16 protein-coding genes are annotated in these 16,478 nt (G+C 42.6%); 5 read left to right on the forward strand and 11 right to left on the reverse strand.

The window, feature by feature from the left end; all coding sequences use genetic code 11:
- Positions 1 to 5: 5 nt before the first annotated feature.
- Both ABIC84_RS20165 and ABIC84_RS20170 read left to right on the forward strand, forming a co-directional pair.
- A complete protein-coding gene (locus tag ABIC84_RS20165) occupies positions 6 to 1,652 on the forward strand; it encodes a sensor histidine kinase (RefSeq protein WP_429264707.1) in 1,647 nt (548 codons plus the stop codon).
- Positions 1,653 to 1,655: 3 nt separating this feature from the next.
- Entirely contained in the window at positions 1,656 to 2,348 is a 693-nt protein-coding gene (locus ABIC84_RS20170) for a response regulator transcription factor (RefSeq protein ID WP_090530416.1), read from the forward strand.
- 134 nt (positions 2,349 to 2,482) lie between these two features.
- Here ABIC84_RS20170 and ABIC84_RS20175 read toward each other — a convergent pair whose 3' ends face one another.
- From ABIC84_RS20175 to ABIC84_RS20200, 6 genes are all read right to left on the reverse strand, one after another.
- The gene (locus ABIC84_RS20175; RefSeq protein WP_429264708.1) at positions 2,483 to 3,106 is read right to left on the reverse strand and encodes a class I SAM-dependent methyltransferase; all 624 of its coding nucleotides are present in this window, start codon (positions 3,104 to 3,106) and stop codon (positions 2,483 to 2,485) included.
- Between the two features lie 3 nt (positions 3,107 to 3,109).
- The gene (locus ABIC84_RS20180; protein ID WP_426584074.1) at positions 3,110 to 4,000 is read right to left on the reverse strand and encodes a hypothetical protein; all 891 of its coding nucleotides are present in this window, start codon (positions 3,998 to 4,000) and stop codon (positions 3,110 to 3,112) included.
- Between the two features lie 33 nt (positions 4,001 to 4,033).
- Positions 4,034 to 5,299 (reverse strand): metallophosphoesterase, encoded by a 1,266-nt coding sequence (locus ABIC84_RS20185; protein ID WP_429264709.1) that lies wholly within the window; start codon positions 5,297 to 5,299, stop codon positions 4,034 to 4,036.
- A gap of 38 nt (positions 5,300 to 5,337) precedes the next feature.
- Positions 5,338 to 6,843: a sigma 54-interacting transcriptional regulator gene (locus ABIC84_RS20190; RefSeq protein ID WP_429264710.1), complete on the reverse strand. Its 1,506-nt coding sequence runs from the start codon at positions 6,841 to 6,843 to the stop codon at positions 5,338 to 5,340.
- 116 nt (positions 6,844 to 6,959) lie between these two features.
- On the reverse strand, positions 6,960 to 8,057 hold the full coding sequence (locus tag ABIC84_RS20195; protein ID WP_090531322.1) for a vWA domain-containing protein: 1,098 nt from the start codon (positions 8,055 to 8,057) through the stop codon (positions 6,960 to 6,962).
- 174 nt (positions 8,058 to 8,231) lie between these two features.
- Complete coding sequence (locus tag ABIC84_RS20200) at positions 8,232 to 9,110, reverse strand: carbohydrate kinase family protein (RefSeq protein ID WP_426584078.1); 879 nt, start codon at positions 9,108 to 9,110, stop codon at positions 8,232 to 8,234.
- Positions 9,111 to 9,267: 157 nt separating this feature from the next.
- Here ABIC84_RS20200 and ABIC84_RS20205 point away from each other — a divergent pair, with 157 nt between their 5' ends.
- Complete coding sequence (locus ABIC84_RS20205) at positions 9,268 to 9,687, forward strand: YybH family protein (RefSeq protein WP_429264711.1); 420 nt, start codon at positions 9,268 to 9,270, stop codon at positions 9,685 to 9,687.
- A 124-nt stretch (positions 9,688 to 9,811) separates the two neighbouring features.
- Complete coding sequence (locus tag ABIC84_RS20210) at positions 9,812 to 10,294, forward strand: adenylyltransferase/cytidyltransferase family protein (RefSeq protein ID WP_429264712.1); 483 nt, start codon at positions 9,812 to 9,814, stop codon at positions 10,292 to 10,294.
- A gap of 37 nt (positions 10,295 to 10,331) precedes the next feature.
- Here ABIC84_RS20210 and ABIC84_RS20215 read toward each other — a convergent pair whose 3' ends face one another.
- Entirely contained in the window at positions 10,332 to 11,183 is an 852-nt protein-coding gene (locus ABIC84_RS20215; protein ID WP_429264713.1) for a helix-turn-helix domain-containing protein, read from the reverse strand.
- 126 nt (positions 11,184 to 11,309) lie between these two features.
- Between ABIC84_RS20215 and ABIC84_RS20220 the strand changes: the two genes are divergently transcribed.
- Positions 11,310 to 12,284 carry a phytanoyl-CoA dioxygenase family protein gene (locus ABIC84_RS20220; protein ID WP_429264714.1) on the forward strand — a complete coding sequence of 325 codons (975 nt, stop codon included), beginning with the start codon at positions 11,310 to 11,312 and terminating at the stop codon, positions 12,282 to 12,284.
- A 150-nt stretch (positions 12,285 to 12,434) separates the two neighbouring features.
- On the opposite strand, the gene ABIC84_RS20225 is transcribed toward ABIC84_RS20220, so the two are convergent.
- From ABIC84_RS20225 to hemW, 4 genes are all read right to left on the reverse strand, one after another.
- Positions 12,435 to 13,316 carry a cupin-like domain-containing protein gene (locus tag ABIC84_RS20225; protein WP_091215547.1) on the reverse strand — a complete coding sequence of 294 codons (882 nt, stop codon included), beginning with the start codon at positions 13,314 to 13,316 and terminating at the stop codon, positions 12,435 to 12,437.
- Between the two features lie 123 nt (positions 13,317 to 13,439).
- Positions 13,440 to 14,318, reverse strand: coding sequence for a cupin-like domain-containing protein (locus tag ABIC84_RS20230; protein ID WP_429264715.1), 879 nt, complete (start codon positions 14,316 to 14,318; stop codon positions 13,440 to 13,442).
- A 250-nt stretch (positions 14,319 to 14,568) separates the two neighbouring features.
- Entirely contained in the window at positions 14,569 to 15,111 is a 543-nt protein-coding gene (locus ABIC84_RS20235) for a fasciclin domain-containing protein (protein WP_429264716.1), read from the reverse strand.
- A 100-nt stretch (positions 15,112 to 15,211) separates the two neighbouring features.
- On the reverse strand, positions 15,212 to 16,357 hold the full coding sequence (gene hemW, locus ABIC84_RS20240; RefSeq protein WP_429264717.1) for a radical SAM family heme chaperone HemW: 1,146 nt from the start codon (positions 16,355 to 16,357) through the stop codon (positions 15,212 to 15,214).
- Between the last annotated feature and the right edge of the window lie 121 nt (positions 16,358 to 16,478).

The following is a 16,478-nucleotide window of genomic DNA, read 5'->3' on the forward strand; positions in this document are numbered from 1 at the left end:
CCGATATGGCATTACAGAAAGACGCTTACCGGCAAAACTTTACGCTGATCACTATTTTCCTGGTGTTCATTTCCATAACTTTTGTGGTAGCCCTGTTTATATCTTATAACCTCACCGCCAAGTATGTTGAAAATGAGTTTTCCTCAAAAAAGGTTGAGGTACTGGAACAAACCATTAAGCCGTATTATGAATTTTTTCAGAATAAGATCCCTGAAATAACCTCCTACCAGGGTTTTCTTGATTCGGCATCGGCAGGTAAATATGCGGCCTCTGTTTTTCATGATTATAATTTTGTGCGCCGCGTTATCTTTTATGATGCCCTCATTGGCGGCAAAACTACGATGACCGTGCGCAAAAATAATTTGAACATAGCTGCTAAGGCGGTTTATCAGTATTGGCACGTTAATGACAAGGTGTACGGGGCCGAGCAGCGGAGAACAGTCAATGAAGATGATTTCAGAGAGATGGCTATTAAATTAAGTAATTATATAGCCTTTTCAGATACATCACGCGTATCAAGTCAGGATGAACTTTTTAAAGCATTTTGGGATGTGAAACCCGACAAGATCAGTTATACCAATGTTCTCAGGCGCGAGGATGTACGTATTTATCGTGACATGCAAATGCTCGGTAACAGCAAAGGGGCTTCATACAAGCAAAACATGATGACCTTTTACCTCGACCCGTACCTGATCAAGGTGAAAAATACGCATCCCGAGCTGTACGAAAATGTATCTATTCAACCCGTAGTATATGACCCTATTGACAGTGAGGGCGATAAACTGATAACCGAGGTGTCATTACCAGTAGCTTTTTCTGATTATAAGCTGTTCTTTAGTTCGGCACAGGGTTATTTAACAGCCGAAATTAACCGCCGCTTTATGCCTATCGGAGCTATCGTATTATTAATGACCCTGTTTTTAATGCTGATAGGCTGGCTTATATACCGTAATCTGAACGTGAACATGAAACTGTTCAAGCTTCAGTATGATTTTATTAACAACTTTACCCACGAGTTTAAAACACCGGTAAGCGTAATCAAAATAGCCGGTTCAAATTTGCGCGGCGACGGTGAGCTTACCGAAAGACAACGCCGCCATTACGGTAAGATACTGGACGAGGAAGCCGATAAGCTGAATGAGTTGATGAACAAGCTGCTCTCATTTACACAGATTGAAAATAAATCCATTACGCTAAAAGAGGAAGAAATTGATATAGAGAACTTTATTAGCCGGTATATTGATACCTTTAAAATAAAGTACGCTGATTTTAATATTAAATTTAAAATCAACAGGGTTGAAACTTTTTATACCGATCCGGTATTATTAGGAAGTGTTTTTCAAAACCTTATTGAAAATGCATATAAGTATTCGCACCCTCAGCAAAAGGAGTTGTTCATCAATATTTCACAGGAAAAGCGCAATATTGTGTTTTCGTTTGCTGACAAGGGGATAGGGATACCAAAAAATGAACTGAATAACATTTTTAAGAAGTTTTACAGAATAGAAAACCAATACAATCAAAACGGGAGCGTTGGCCTTGGCTTGGCATTTTGTAAAGAACTGGTTAATTTTATGAACGGTGATATAACCGTTCACAGTAAGGTTAACGAAGGTTCGGAATTTATAGTTACGCTTCCATACGAAAATTAAGATATGAACAAAGAAATTAAAATTGCGCTGGTTGAAGATGACGAGAACCTGCGTTTCCTGGTTTCAGAGCGTTTGCAATCAGAAGGGTACAAAGTACTGGAAGCCGGTAATGGCAATGAAGCTGAAACCATGATATTGGCGGAGCAGCCTGATATTGTACTGTTAGACTGGATGCTGCCTGGCAAACCGGGCTCGGAAGTTTGCGGCAATATCCGCGAAAAAGGATTCGATAAACTCATCATCATGATGACCGCTAAGGCGCAGGATGTTGACAAGATAGAAGCCTATAACTTTGGGGTATCTGACTATATTACCAAACCCTACAACATGGACGTATTGGTGGCGCTGATTGAAAACAAAATCAAGTTTTCTCTTAACAGCGAAAAGCCCGAATCGTACCGTTTTGCTAACATGGAGCACCTGCCTAACACGCACCTCCTCATCCGCGATGGCCGTAAGATAGAGCTAACTATCCTCGAAAACAGGATCCTGCTTTATTTTCTCAAAAACAAAAACAAGGTTATCAACCGCGAGGAGCTGATGATGGAAGTTTGGGGCTACAACGCCGATGTAAATACCCGCACCCTTGACATGCACATCGTTCGCTTGCGTAAAAAGATTGAAACCAATGCCGATTCGCCGCAGTACTTACAAACTGTAAGGGGGATAGGATATAAGTTTGTTTATAACCAGTAATCGAATAATACTCTTAAATACCCGTCATTGCGAGGAACGAAGCAATCCCCATGAAGCAGAGCGGCTATGCAAATCTCTCTGTACAGTAGGGGGGTGCTTCGTTCCTCGCGATGACGTCTTTTACACAATTTATCTTATACAGCCTTCCTATAAACCCTCGCCACAATAAAGTCCCCAAAAAAAGTTTTATCCTCAATCACGCTATATCGCGTAACATCAAAACGCTTTTCGATAGCAGGCAGCTTGCTTGCTTCTATCCCGCAAAGCAACCTGAAAAAAACAAACATGCTTTTGAGCAGCACGTTTTGCCACCAGCGGCCGGTAAGCTGAAAATCGGCATTGAGCCAGAGGCCACCGGGTTTGAGCAGGTTGTGCAAATGGTTAAAAACATTGTCAACCGTTTCTTCCACAAAGTTATCGAACAAAAAAGGGGTGATTACGACATCGAAGTCGGCGGCGAGTTTTACATTTTCAACTGCATCATTAATAAAGATTACCACGTTTTGGCCAATTTGCCTCTTTTGCGAGAGTGCAATCATATTGGCCGAAATTTCAACGTAAGTGATGTTTAAGCCTTCCGGGTATATTATGGCGAGCTCCTCCAGGATCCAGCCTGTTCCGCCGCCGGCGATGAGGATTTTACTTTTTGGTGGAATAAAGCCTAATAAATAAACTTGCGCGTTTATTAATGCCCTGCCATATACCAATTTTGAAAGCCGATCATAAAACCATGCCGAGTTATTATAATTGGCAGCCATGTTTTAATGGAGAAAATATTTAACAGCATTGAATACTACTACAATTACGTACTGTAAGATCAGTACGCCATCCATATAAAAAAAGTAATAATACTCGTTTTTTTCCCAGGCCGATCTGAAGATGAGCCAGCCGGTAAGGAACATAGTAAGTGTGAGTGCAAAGAAATCAAGGCTAAAGCCATTTTGCCTGAACAGGAACATGAGTACAATGTAGCCGGTGAGCAATACCTGGCAAAACAGATAAGCATTTTTTTTGCCCCAAACTACAGGAATGGTTTTAAGGCCTACTTTACGGTCATCAAAAAGATCACGGATGTCAAAAGGTATTGTCAGCGCACCTATAAATAAAAAGCGCTTGGCTATGAGTATTGTAGTATCGCGCATGCTGATATCGGTTAGATGATTATGCATTGATTCCAATACAGGGAACAGTACACAGCTCATTGTCCATACCAGGGTTATTAAAAACGGTTTTAAACCGGGGATATTTCTTAAACCAAATTTATGATCGCCTACACTAAACAAGGGTAAACCGTAGCCAAATGATAAAACACTGAGAAATATGAGCAGGATCTTTGATTCGGTAGTGATGATAAAGAACAGCGGGATCAGAGACAGCAATGAGACTATAGTAAACGTTACCATTAGCCTGTAATGCGCAAAAAACCAGCGTACCCTTCTATAGGGCGACCTTTGGGGCTTGGCCGGCCTGGTGATCAGGATACAAAAATTGTAAATACCCAGTGTTGAAGTGAATAACAAGCCCAAAACAGGGAACACTGGTTTTGATCCTATTAAGTGAAAGGTTAACAAGGCCTGTGCTACAGCACAAAGCGACATGAAAATATTACTGAAGAGCAGAAAATCTAATACAGACTGTAGTAATTTCTTCATCGGTAAAAGGATAGCAGCTTCTGCCTGGATCTTTTAGGAAATTGGTAATGAGGGATCGCGGCCTGCTTTTAATGTAAATATCGTAATCTCCGGCAATATTCCAACCCTGCCGGTTAAACCAACAAAACCAAAACCTACATTTACATATAATTGTTGTTTGTTTTCCTGGTAATGACCAGCCCATTCATTATAAACATATTTTATAGGGCTATATTGAAAATGCGGGGTACGTATGCCAAATTGCATGCCGTGGGTATGCCCGGCAAACATAGCATCAATTTGTGGATATTTAGGTAATACCTCGGCCCGCCAATGCGATGGATCATGCGAGAGCAGGAGCTTTACCGGCAGGTCATCGGTGTTTTTTACGGCCAGGTCCATGCGCCCGTATTTGGGGAAGCGGCTGTATTCGCTCCAGTTTTCAATACCTAAGATCCCTATTTCCTCACCGTCAATTTTAAGGCGGTGGTTCTCGTTCCTGAGCAGGGTCCAGCCCATGTTTTTATGGGTGGTTATCAGGTCATCATGATTTTTCTTTTTAGCCGCCGGGGAGTTCCAGTCGCCATAGTCGCCATAATCATGGTTACCCAGGGTTGAAAAAACACCGAGGGGGGCTTTTACTTTAGTGAAAATGTCTTGGTAGCTGGTCATTTCCGATGCTTCATCGTTAACCAGATCGCCGGTAAAAAATATCAGGTCAGGTTTTTCTTTCAGCAGCATTTCAACCCCCCCGAGCACCGCTTTTTTATTATAAAAGCTGCCTGAATGAATATCTGAGATCTGCCCGATCCTTAAGCCATCAAAGGCCTTTGGCAGATTAGGCAGATACGTAGTTTGATACAGTACATGATAATCATACGAACCTTCGGGCATGGCCTTTTTTATTGCGGCCAGGGGAACGGTTGCGGCAAGCAAGCCTGCTTTTAAAAGAAACTCGGAACGAGGAATGACATCAATATTAGTGGCAGCGGCAGGAGCAGTTGAGAGAGGAATTGGGGTATCAGTTTTTTTCCTTTTCAGCGCAATTTTTCGCCTGATATCATCGGCAAAAATGAATGGTATAAAAGTAAATTTACAGATGAGCAGGATAAATGTTACCAGCAAACAGGCTGCGCGTACACCCGTACCTGCTATGGTAATATAACCGGCAGTTAAAAGCGCGGCCACACACAAGGCCGAAAAGCCCCAATAAAAAATGGCGAATGCTTTTGATTGAAGCAATCGCCATTTTTTGAACGCGCCTCGGATACCGTATAAAACATACCGGTCGGCCAGCAGCTCAATTATTATCCAGACCAATATACTTAGCGCTTTAAAAATCATATAGCGCCATATATTTAGTACCGGTCGTCGTCAATATCAAGGTCATCGTCATCGGGCTGCAAGTTAAATAAACTGTTAAACATATCCGAAAACGCGAAGCCATTATCCAGGAAACCTTTGTTCAATTGTGAAAATTCCGACAGGCCGTGAAGTACAAATTCCATCAGCAGCAATTGCTGGCTTTCACCCAAACGCGGGTGGATCTTTTTTACAAGGTCTTTCAATCCCACAACTTCTTCCAGCGCTTTTTTGTATTCCTGCATGGGCATATCATCAACCAAAGCTACATTGTTGCCATCCCCAAACCAGTTAATGATAGCTGCATATGGGTTAGGGGCTTTGGCTTTCTTAGCCTTTTCCGGGTCAGGGAAAAACGATAGCAGTAAGCTTTTGATGGCTTTACCTATCAGGATATTGGCCACTTTGCCTGGTCCCTCCAGTTCACCCTCATAAACCAGCTCAATTTTACCGGTGATGGCAGGGATCACACCTAAAAAGTCGGTAATACGTACAAAGGTAGTTTTTTCGTGGTTGATGATCATCCTGCGTTCGGCATTACTGATCAGGTTTTCATAGGCCGAAATGGTTAAACGCGCCGATACACCTGATTTTTTGTCGATATACTCGGAGTTACGGGCTTCAAAAGCAATTTGTTCCACCAGGTTTTTAACCAAACCATCAGCCTCAATAGCGATACGCTGATCATCGGTAAGGGACGCTTCCTGTTGCGTGATCTTGCGTGAAATCTCAACCGAACGCGGGTAATGTGTTAAAATCTGGCTCTCAATGCGGTCTTTAAGCGGTGTTACTATCGAACCACGGTTGGTATAATCTTCAGGGTTGGCGGTAAACACAAACTGGATATCCAGTGGTAAGCGTAATTTAAAACCACGGATCTGGATATCTTTTTCCTGCAGGATGTTGAACAGCGATACCTGGATCCGGGCCTGCAGGTCGGGCAGCTCATTGATCACGAAAATGCCGCGGTGCGCACGTGGGATCAAACCGAAGTGGATCACACGTTCGTCCGAATAGGTTAACTTTAAGGTGGCAGCTTTGATTGGGTCAACATCACCAATTAAATCGGCCACGGTAACATCAGGAGTAGCCAGTTTTTCGGTATAGCGCTCAGAGCGGTGGATCCAGCTTATAGGTGTGTCGTCACCTTTTTGGGTGATGATGCTATGACCATACCAGGAGATTGGGTTGTAAGGGTCATCAAACAATTCTGATCCCTCGATGTATGGGATATACTCATCAAGCAGGTTAACCAGCAAGCGTGCAATACGGGTTTTAGCCTGGCCGCGTAAGCCTAACAGTAAAATATTGTGACGTGACAGGATAGCAGTTTGCAGATCGGGGATAACAGTATCTTCAAAGCCTATGATGCCCTCAAAGCCGCCTTCGCGTTTTTTAAGCTGTTCAATAAGGTTAGCACGTAATTCGTCTTTAACCGAACGGCTTTTATAGCCTGTTTGCTTTAACTGGCCGAGGGTTTTTATATCTAATAATTTACTCATTCTGTTTTTGTAGTCCGGAAGTCGGAAAGTCCGCAAGTCCGAATGTTTATTTTTAATTTAAGGACAGTTGTTATTCGTATTTCAGACTTCCAGACGTCGGACTTCCGACTAAAGACTTACCTAACAGTCCTTCTTCTGTTTCTGATATAATCCTCAAAAATGTACTCACCAAGACCGTTCAGGGAACTGTAAAAGGCTTTGCCTCCGTTTGTTTCTGTGAATTTACGAACAAACTGCTGCAAATAAGGGTCTTTAGCTATCATAAATGTGGTAATAGGTATTTTTAACCGTTTACATTGGGCAGCCATATTAAGGGTTTTGTTAACCACTTTCCTGTCCAAACCAATGCTGTTTTTATAATACCTGGTGCCTTCCTTTAAGCAGGTTGGCTTACCATCCGTAATCATGAAAATTTGCTTATTGTGCGTTTTACGGCGGCGGAGCAGATCGGTAGCCAGCTCTAAACCTGCATAAGTATTGGTATGATAAGGGCCAACCTGCAAGTAAGGTAAATCCTGCAAGGTTATTGGCCATGCATCGTTCCCAAATACAACAATATCCAACGTGTCCTTAGGATATTTGGTGCGGATCAGTTCGGCAAGGGCCATCGCTACTTTTTTGGCCGGGGTGATCCTGTCTTCGCCGTAAAGAATCATGGAGTGCGAAATATCGATCATGAGCACAGTTGAAGTAAGGGTTTTGTAGTCCATTTCCTCTACCTCAAGATCGCGTTCGGTCATCATGAAATCGCCTATACCGTGGTTAACCTGAGCGTTGTGGATAGACTGGGTCATGTCTATCTGATCAAGGCTGTCGCCAAACTCAAATTCGCGGCGTTCGGCATTTTTTTCATCGCCCTGGCCTGATTGTGGCGAGCGGTGATTGCCTTTCCCTGATTTTTTTAGCTTACCAAAAATCTCTTCCAGGGCAGATTGCCTGATGCTTTGCTCAGTTTTTGCCGTAATCCGGAACTCGCCATTCTCATTATTTTCGTCAAGATAACCCTTTTGTTTTAGTTCATCGATGAAATCGCCCATGCCATAATCATCGTTGGTAAGGTTATATTGTTTATCGAGTTCGTTGAGCCAGGCTAAGGCTTCGCCTGCATCGCCCGATGTATAGTTGAGCAACTCGAGGAATAATTTTAACAATTCGTCAAATCCGCCTTTAGGGATTTGATTGGGCTTAAATTTGGAAAATCCAAAACCACGCATATTTTGTCCTTTCTGTACATAAAGGAACGGAATATTTTTAGGAAAAGTTTTGCTGCGGAAGTGATAAAATAAATTGTTAGTTAAGTATGACAATTAGATTTTTGATTTCGAATATCCTATTAGCAGCAATAGCCTATTAAACCAAATCCGAAATCCCAATTCCCAAATCCGAAATTAAATATATGCCAAACTATTCAGGAGCTCAGGCGGGTATACCGGGTTGGCGCCTCGCTGGCTGGCTACGTATGAGCCAACGGAGCACGCTTTATCTACCACCTGCTGCATGGGTTTTCCCGAAAGGAGGCCGGATACAAATGTTGCCAGGAAGGCATCGCCGGCGCCTACCGTGTCGGCAACTTTTACCGGGCAGCCGGGACTGTCATAAAATTCATGGTCGTGCCATACCAGTGCACCATGCTCGCCGCGGGTTACGCAAATGGTTTGGCTATGGTATTTGGAACGGAACTCGCCAATTTGATCGCGTAGGGAAGCACTACTTCCACCGATGAGCAGGTTGGCTTCTTCCTCGTTCATTTTCACTACGTCGGCCCGGGCCACCAATGTTTCAATAGTTGACAGGGTGTAATGCGGCGGGCGAAGATTTACATCAAATATTTTTAGCGCCGGGGTTTCATCAAGCAGGTTTAACAATGTTTCTCGGGTAGTAGCGGTACGGCAAGCCAAACTGCCAAACACAATTGCCCTGGCTGCCTTGGCTGCTTTAGTGAGTGCAGCCGATGGTTGTATGTTATCCCATGAAACGGGTTGTGGAATAATATAAGTAGCGGTATTGTTTTCATCAAGCTGTACGGTAACCTCACAGGTTGGAAATTCATCGTCCTGCTGAATCAGGTCCGAATACAGGTCATTGCTTTTTAAAAAGCCTATCAGTCCATCGCCCGAGTTATCCATACCCACAGAGCTCGCAAACGCTGTTTTTACGCCTTGTTGTACCAAATGCCTGGCTACATTCATAGGGGCGCCGCCCGCTTTTTTTCCATCACCAAAAGCATCCCATAAAACTTCGCCAAAACTTAATACCTGATTTCCCATAGTTAAGTTGTTTTTAGTGTCGATGAAATCCAAATATACTGTATTGTCTGAACCGGAATTAATCGAATTGAAGAATTAATTGAATTTTTTCTTTTTAATTCTGTTAATTCGGGCAATTCTTAAAATTCAGGTTCAGACAAAAAGCTATCTTTATTATATGAGAAAAATATTACTGAGTTTAGCGTTGATGCTTGTGGCTGTGTATTGCTTTGCACAGGACAGGCAGGCCATCCTAAAAGTAATGCATACACAGGAAGAAGCCTGGAACCGCGGCGATATTGAAAAGTTTATGACAACCTACTGGAAATCAGATTCGCTGGTTTTTGTAGGGAAAACGGCCCCTGTCTATGGCTGGCAAACAACACTTGATCATTATAAGCAAACATACCCTGATAAGGCCGCCATGGGGCAGCTGGCTTTCAATATTATACAGTTAAAGGTACTTGATAAAACTAACGCTTTTGTTTTAGGCGGATGGAAACTAACCCGCGAAAAAGATACGCCAGGAGGATATTTTACGCTGTGGTTCAGGAAAATTAAGGGCGAGTGGAAGATAGTTTGTGACCACACCTCATAAGGAGATTAGCGGTTGGAAATGAAAGTTAAATGAATAGATATAGGGATTTGGAAGCGTGGGAAATGAGCGATTCCTCTCTCAGGAGCGGAATTTAAAAGATACCGGATCGCAAAAATACTACTGCATGAAAAGAGGTTTAGTAATTGGGAAGTTTTTGCCGCTCCATATTGGGCATATGGCTTTGATTGGTTACGCGCTTGACCATTGTGATGAGCTTGTTGTGGTTATTGGTGCCAGCGATGATGAGCCCATTGATGGAAATATCAGGCTTGACTGGCTCGAAAAAACTTACGCAGGTAATGACAAGGTTAAACCTGTATTATTAAGCTACGATGAAGCTATGCTGCCGGGTGCGGGTGACTCGATAGAAAATATGTCGAGACTTTGGGCCAGCTATCTTAAAAAGAAACTGCCGCCTATTGATGTGATATTTGCTTCCGAAGCTTATGGCGCTTATATGGGGCGGTTCCTGGATTGTGAAAGCGTTATTTACGACGAACCCTGCAAAATTGTACCGGTGCCAGCAGCAAGGATCAGGGAAGAGCCTGATTTATACCTGCATCTTTTGCCCGATGCGGTTAAGGATTACTATAAAAAATCAGGCTGAATAATTCTGTTGGCAATATTTACATACGTTATTCAGATCAATCCTTAGCGAGCCAGTTCCGTTTAAAATCAGAGGGATTTTTTCCAACTGTTTTATTAAAGAGTTTATTAAAATATGATAAGCTTTCAAATCCTACAGCGTAACAGGTTTCAGTAACGTTTTTATCCTGCATGAGCAGGTTTTTGGCTACATCAACACGGTATTGGTTCACGAAATCGGTGAAAGTCATTTTAGTTTGTTTTTTAAAATAGCGGCAAAAGGCCGCTGTAGTAAAGTTCACTTTAGCCGCCACTACATTTACATCGGGTTTAAGATTGTAATTACTGCCGATATATTCATAAATAGCCCCCATCCTGATCTTATCTTTTAAAAAAAACTGCAGGTTCGGCTCGTCATTGTTTAAAATCGTAAACTCTTTTGAACCAGCCAGGATGTTAAAGATCTCCATTAACCCCATTAATTGCTGAAAAGAATCCATCCCCGGTAAAAGTTTCAGTTTTCGCACTGCTGTAGTCCTGGTATCTCCATAAAAAGCAATGCCGTTGGCGGCCTTTTTGAAAAGCTGCCCGATGGTCGAAAATTCGGGAGTGATGCCTATTGCCGTTCCCATGAAATCTTCTTTTAGCTGCACTACTATCTGATGGTATTCGCTCCACAGCCGGTAATCAAAGTTAAGGTGGGGAAGGTTACTGCCAATAAGCACCAGGTCATGCTGGGTGTAACCGGAGATATGTGAACCGACGTGCCTGATCCCAGCATCGGCCTCAACATAAACCAATTCGTATTCGGGGTGATAATGCCACAGAAAAGTGTTGCGAAGCCGGGGCGAAAAGAGTTTGAACGATTTGCCAGGTTCAAAATTAATCTTCTCTAACTGTATCTTATCCATGCTATATTGAGCATTAGGTTTTAGTAAAGATAAATAAAATGATCAATGTAGAGCAAATTTTGGTCATTGTACAGGATAATCCATCTGTCATGCCAACCTAAATTTGAGTTATAAATCAAAAAGAAAATGAAGACCGAAAACGCAGCCATGACCATGGCAACCACGCCGGCTAATGCACATAAAGAGATCCCCGGTAATCCGTCAACCGCTAAATCAAGCCAGATCCGCCTTAATGAACGTAAAAACAATGAACCGCTGAAAGTGCTTAGCGAGGCCGATTGGCAATTTTGGATAGAGAACGGTTACGTGATCATCAAAAATGCAGTGCCTAAAGTGCAAGTTGAAAAATTAGCTAATTATCTGTGGCAATATGAAGATAAGGATGCTAATGATATCAGCACCTGGTATAAAAAGCCCAACGCGCAAATGCAAATGAGCGAGCTGAATAACACGGGTATGGTTGAAATTTATAATCAGCAGTTTATGTGGGATAACCGGCAATATCCTAAAGTACATGCCGCTTTTTCCGATATCTGGGGCACCGAAAAGCTATGGGTAACTATTGACCGGGCCAATCTGAACTTTCCGCTAAGGCCGGGCTTTGAATATAAAGGTTTTATTCACTGGGATTATGACCCGGAAACCAAACCTCAAAATGTGCAGGGCGTACTGGCCCTCGCCGATCAGACTGATGAAAACATGGGTGGTTTTCAATGCATCCCGGAACTATATCGTACATACGATACCTGGAAATTAACTCAACCAGAAGATAGGGATCATTATAAACCTGATATCACCGGTTTTGAAACCGTAAAAGTGAAACTGGAAGCAGGTGATCTGTTGATATTTAATAGTTTGCAACCGCATGGCATAAGACCTAATACCAGTGCAGATAAAGTGCGTATAGCGCAGTATATATCCATGATGCCCGCCCAGGAAGACAATGAAGAGCTAAGACAATGGCGCATTAACAGTTGGCAAAGCCGCGAAGCCATGCAGGGCTACGCTTTTCCGGGCGATCCGCTGGAACGGGAAAAGCAAAATCCGGTAGCTGAGCTTAGCGATCTGGGTAAAAAACTTTTGGGCTTGGAGCGCTGGTAGATTGTATCTCCTATGTACGCGTTCTCTGGATTATTTGATAAACAAGGCGACTGTGGGGACACGGCCTTGGGTATAAAACACAAAGCGATGGATAAAATCCATCGCTACTCCATATCATGACTTAAAACTAAAAACTTAAGACTTCAGACTTTAAAAAGGTTTCCCCGCAGCCAGCTCTCTATTAGCCCATTTAACGGCCAGGCCTTCGCGATATTTAGCATATTTGCCTTTAAACATCATTTTTAAAGCACTGTCAACACCTCCTTTAACGGCCAGGTTGTATAGGCTTGCCGCTTTACGGCTTATGCTGGCATCCCATGCGCGAAGGCTGAGTGAGTATGAGCCATCCACATATTTCATCCAGTGCCAGTAGCCGGTTGGCATAAACAGGGTATCGCCATGTTCAAGGAAAACTTCAATACCTTCTACACCGTCAAGTGCCGGGAATTTTTTGACATCAGGATTTAGTACATCATAGTCCTCCAAGGCATAAGTGGCATTGGGTATACAGTACAGGCGGCGCTTCCACTTGTTTTCAAACAGGATCACATGCTTACGTCCTCCAAAATGGGTATGGAAAATATGCGGAAGATCAATATCGTAGTGTAAAAAAGTAACCGAGTTTGAACCGCCGAAAAACATGGCGGGCATGCTTTCCAAAAAGCCCCCCATCAGGTCCTTGGGTAACACGATATCATCCAAAAGCTGCGGTGCTTGCTTAAATATGTTAAAGAAAAAAATCCTTAATTCGGTTGGTTTACTGCGGATAAGGTCGATATATTCATCAAAGGGCATTTCAGTTGCCGACGAATTGATGGGTTTTGACGGATCGGCCTTTGAGTTATCATATAGTGGCACTACTTTATTGCCAACAACCTGCTTTAAATATTCGGGTGTCCATTTTTCGCGGGCCGGCCAGCTTTTGGTAAGCCCTTTGATAACCAGCGGGCGACGAGGGTCTAAATAATTCTTCTTAAAGTCTTCGGGAGAAATATTTTCAACCGTATCGATCGGGTTAAGAATGAAGCACATAATAGTTTATTACTTTAGGGGGATTACGCTTATTTTAAAATAAAGTTACAATATTGTTTCTTACTCGTTTAAAAGCATTCAAAATAACGAAATAAACCCCAAAGTAGTATAAATATCTTAATATTATGGCTTGCCTGCTACAAGCGCGTTGTTAGCGCGTTTGATAGCCAGGCTCTCTTTCCAGTCCATATAATCCTTTTTAAAGCGGGCTTTCATCAGGTTATCAAACTTGCGCTGTACAGTTAAGTTATACAAGCTTTTGGCTTTAATGGCCCATGATTTATCCCAGGCGCGTAACGATATCGAAAATGAACCGGTGAGGTATTTCATCCAGTGCCAGTAACCGGTTGGCATAAACAGGGTATCGCCATGCTCTAAAATGGCCTCTTGTCCTTCAATGCCGTCAAGGGCCGGAAATTTGGTAAAATCGGGGTTTTCGATATCATAATCTTCCAGAGCGTAGGTAGCAAAGGGGATGCAGTACAGGCGTTCGGTCCATTTCTGGTCGAACAACATTACATGTTTGCGGCCATTAAAATGTGTATGGAAAATGTGCGCAAGGTCGATGTCGTAATGTAAAAATGTTACGGAACCGCCGCCGCCGAAAAACATATTGGGGTATTTATCAAGGAAACCACCCATTAAATCGGATGGCGAACGATAATCTTCCAGCAGTTTTGGGGCATGTTTAATTGGGTCAAACAGGAAAATTCTTAAATCAGTAGGCTGTTTTTGAATAAGATCGATATAATCGCCAAACTTCATTTCCGTTGCAGAGGCATTGATCGCTTTAGCGGGATCGGCTTTTGAACTATCGTACAGCGGAACTGTTTGATCGCCAACGGTTTCTTTGAGGTATTCAAAAGTCCATTTTTGCAAGGCGGGCCAGCTTTCGGTAGCTTTGCGGATAATAAGCGGTTTACGCGGATTTAAGTAATTGTTAACAAAATCCTCTTTGCTTATATTGTCTACACTATCAATAGGTGTAAGCGTTATACTCATTTTCACAAATTAATTAACGAGCAAAATTAATTCTTTGTAAATAATATGTAAACGATTGGTGTCGATTTTGAAATTGTGCTGACAGTTGTATTTTAGTACAGTACGGAGCCGCAGTGGCAGTAGGAAGTTGCAGGAGCAGTCTCATGGAGTGTAATCAAAAAAGTATATTTTGGCTATCTTCCTCTGATCAGTGTACCACTTGTACAACTGCCACTACCAACTGCTTCTGCCACTACAAACTGCAACTAACTTAATTGGGTTTCAAAACCGAATTAACTACCTGGATAACGCCGTTGCTTTGGGCGACATCGGCTATAGTGATGAATGATTTGCCTCCTTTTTCGTCAACAAGGTAAAGTTTTGCACCCTGCAACATCACAGTAAGTGTACCGCCGCTCAACGTATTAAGCTCCAACCTGCCTTTGCCCTCTTTTACTTTGGTTAACAGATCGGCCGAGGTTAATTTGCCGGGCACCACATGATAAGTAAGCAGTTTAATAAGATTAGCCTTGCTTGCGGGTTTCATCAGGTTGTCAACTGTGCCTGCAGGAAGCTGGGCAAAAGCTTCATTAGTAGGGGCAAAAACAGTATACGGACCGGCCGCTGATAGGGTAGGCGCCAAACCAGCAGATTTAATAGCGTTTACCAGCGTGGTATGGTCTTTTGAGCCGGATGCGTTTTGTACAATATTTTTAGCAGGCGACATAACAGTCCCTCCAACAGTTTTTTGGGCGAAAGCTTTCGGGGCTATAATAGCTATAAACGATAAAGCGATAATGAGTACTTTTTTCATAATTGCAGGTATATAACACAATACGATTTGATAAATATAAACAGTTTTTAAAACCATTTTGCTTTGTAATAAAGTACTGACTGTAAAAAACCTCAAAGGTTTAGAAAAATAATCCGGCGGCAATATGATCGGCATACAGTTTACCCGTTGGGCTAAGATAAATAACATTATCTTTTTGTATGATCCATTCCCTGTCGAGATATTCGGCGGCAGCTTTAAGTAATTCGTCTGATGCGCCTTTAGCTATCTGGTTCAGCTTAGTTAGTTCAAGCCCCCACATGGTACGTAGCGACGTCATGATATATTCATTCAGACGGTTCGCTTCAGTAAGTTCCTCTGTTTCGGTCGATAGTTTCCCGCTTTCGAGCGCCTGGATGTATTTGGCATTATTAGCTATGTTCCACTGCCGGGTATCGCCATTATAAGAATGCGCCGAAGGACCGATCCCTAAATATTTTACACCCTTCCAATAGTTGGAGTTATGGCGTGAATATTGGCCAGGCTTGCAAAAGTTAGATATCTCGTAATGTTCAAACCCCTGTGCATTCATCGCCTCCATTAATACCATAAACTGTTCGGCGCTTTGATGCTCGTTCATGGGTGGCTGCTTCTTTTTATTGATGAAAGCTGCCAGGGCAGTTTGCGGTTCAACCGTCATGGAATAGGTAGATATGTGCGGAACGTTAAGTTCAAATACTTTATCCAGGTTTTGCTTCCATTTGGTATCGCTGAGCATAGGATAGCCGTAAATGAGGTCGACCGTAATATTTTCAAAACCGGCGTCCTGGGCGCGTTTTACGGATGATTCGGCTTCCTGGCCGCGGTGTACACGGTTCATCCAAACCAGGTCCTCGTCAAAAAACGACTGGATCCCTATACTGAAGCGGTTAACCGGTGTTTGTTTAAGGGCTTTGAGTTTGTCGGGTTTCAGATCATCGGGGTTGGCCTCCAGGGTTATTTCTGCCACGGAAGATACGGTGTGGAGTTCGGTTAGCGTGTTGATGATCCTGCTGATTTCATCGCCATCCAAAACAGAGGGGGTGCCGCCACCGAAATAAATAGTTTCGATGGTTTCACCGTTGAGGTAACCTTTTTGCAGTTTGATCTCACTGATCAAAGCATGCAGCATTTCATCTTTGTACTTTAACGATGTACTAAAATGGAAATCGCAATAATGGCAAGCTTGCTTGCAAAAGGGGATATGTATGTAAATACCGGCCATATTTTTAAGAGAATGTAGTCCCATAAAGAATGGGAAAGATTAATGATATTAATGCGTTGATTATCAATATTTAAATTGTTTATTAGCTTCACTAATCTTTTGATTTCTATTCTATTTTATGTTACTTTTGTTACTCGAGTGTTAC

Origin of the sequence: Mucilaginibacter sp. 3215, from assembly GCF_050433785.1 — a bacterium.
Classification (GTDB): Bacteria; Bacteroidota; Bacteroidia; order Sphingobacteriales; family Sphingobacteriaceae; genus Mucilaginibacter.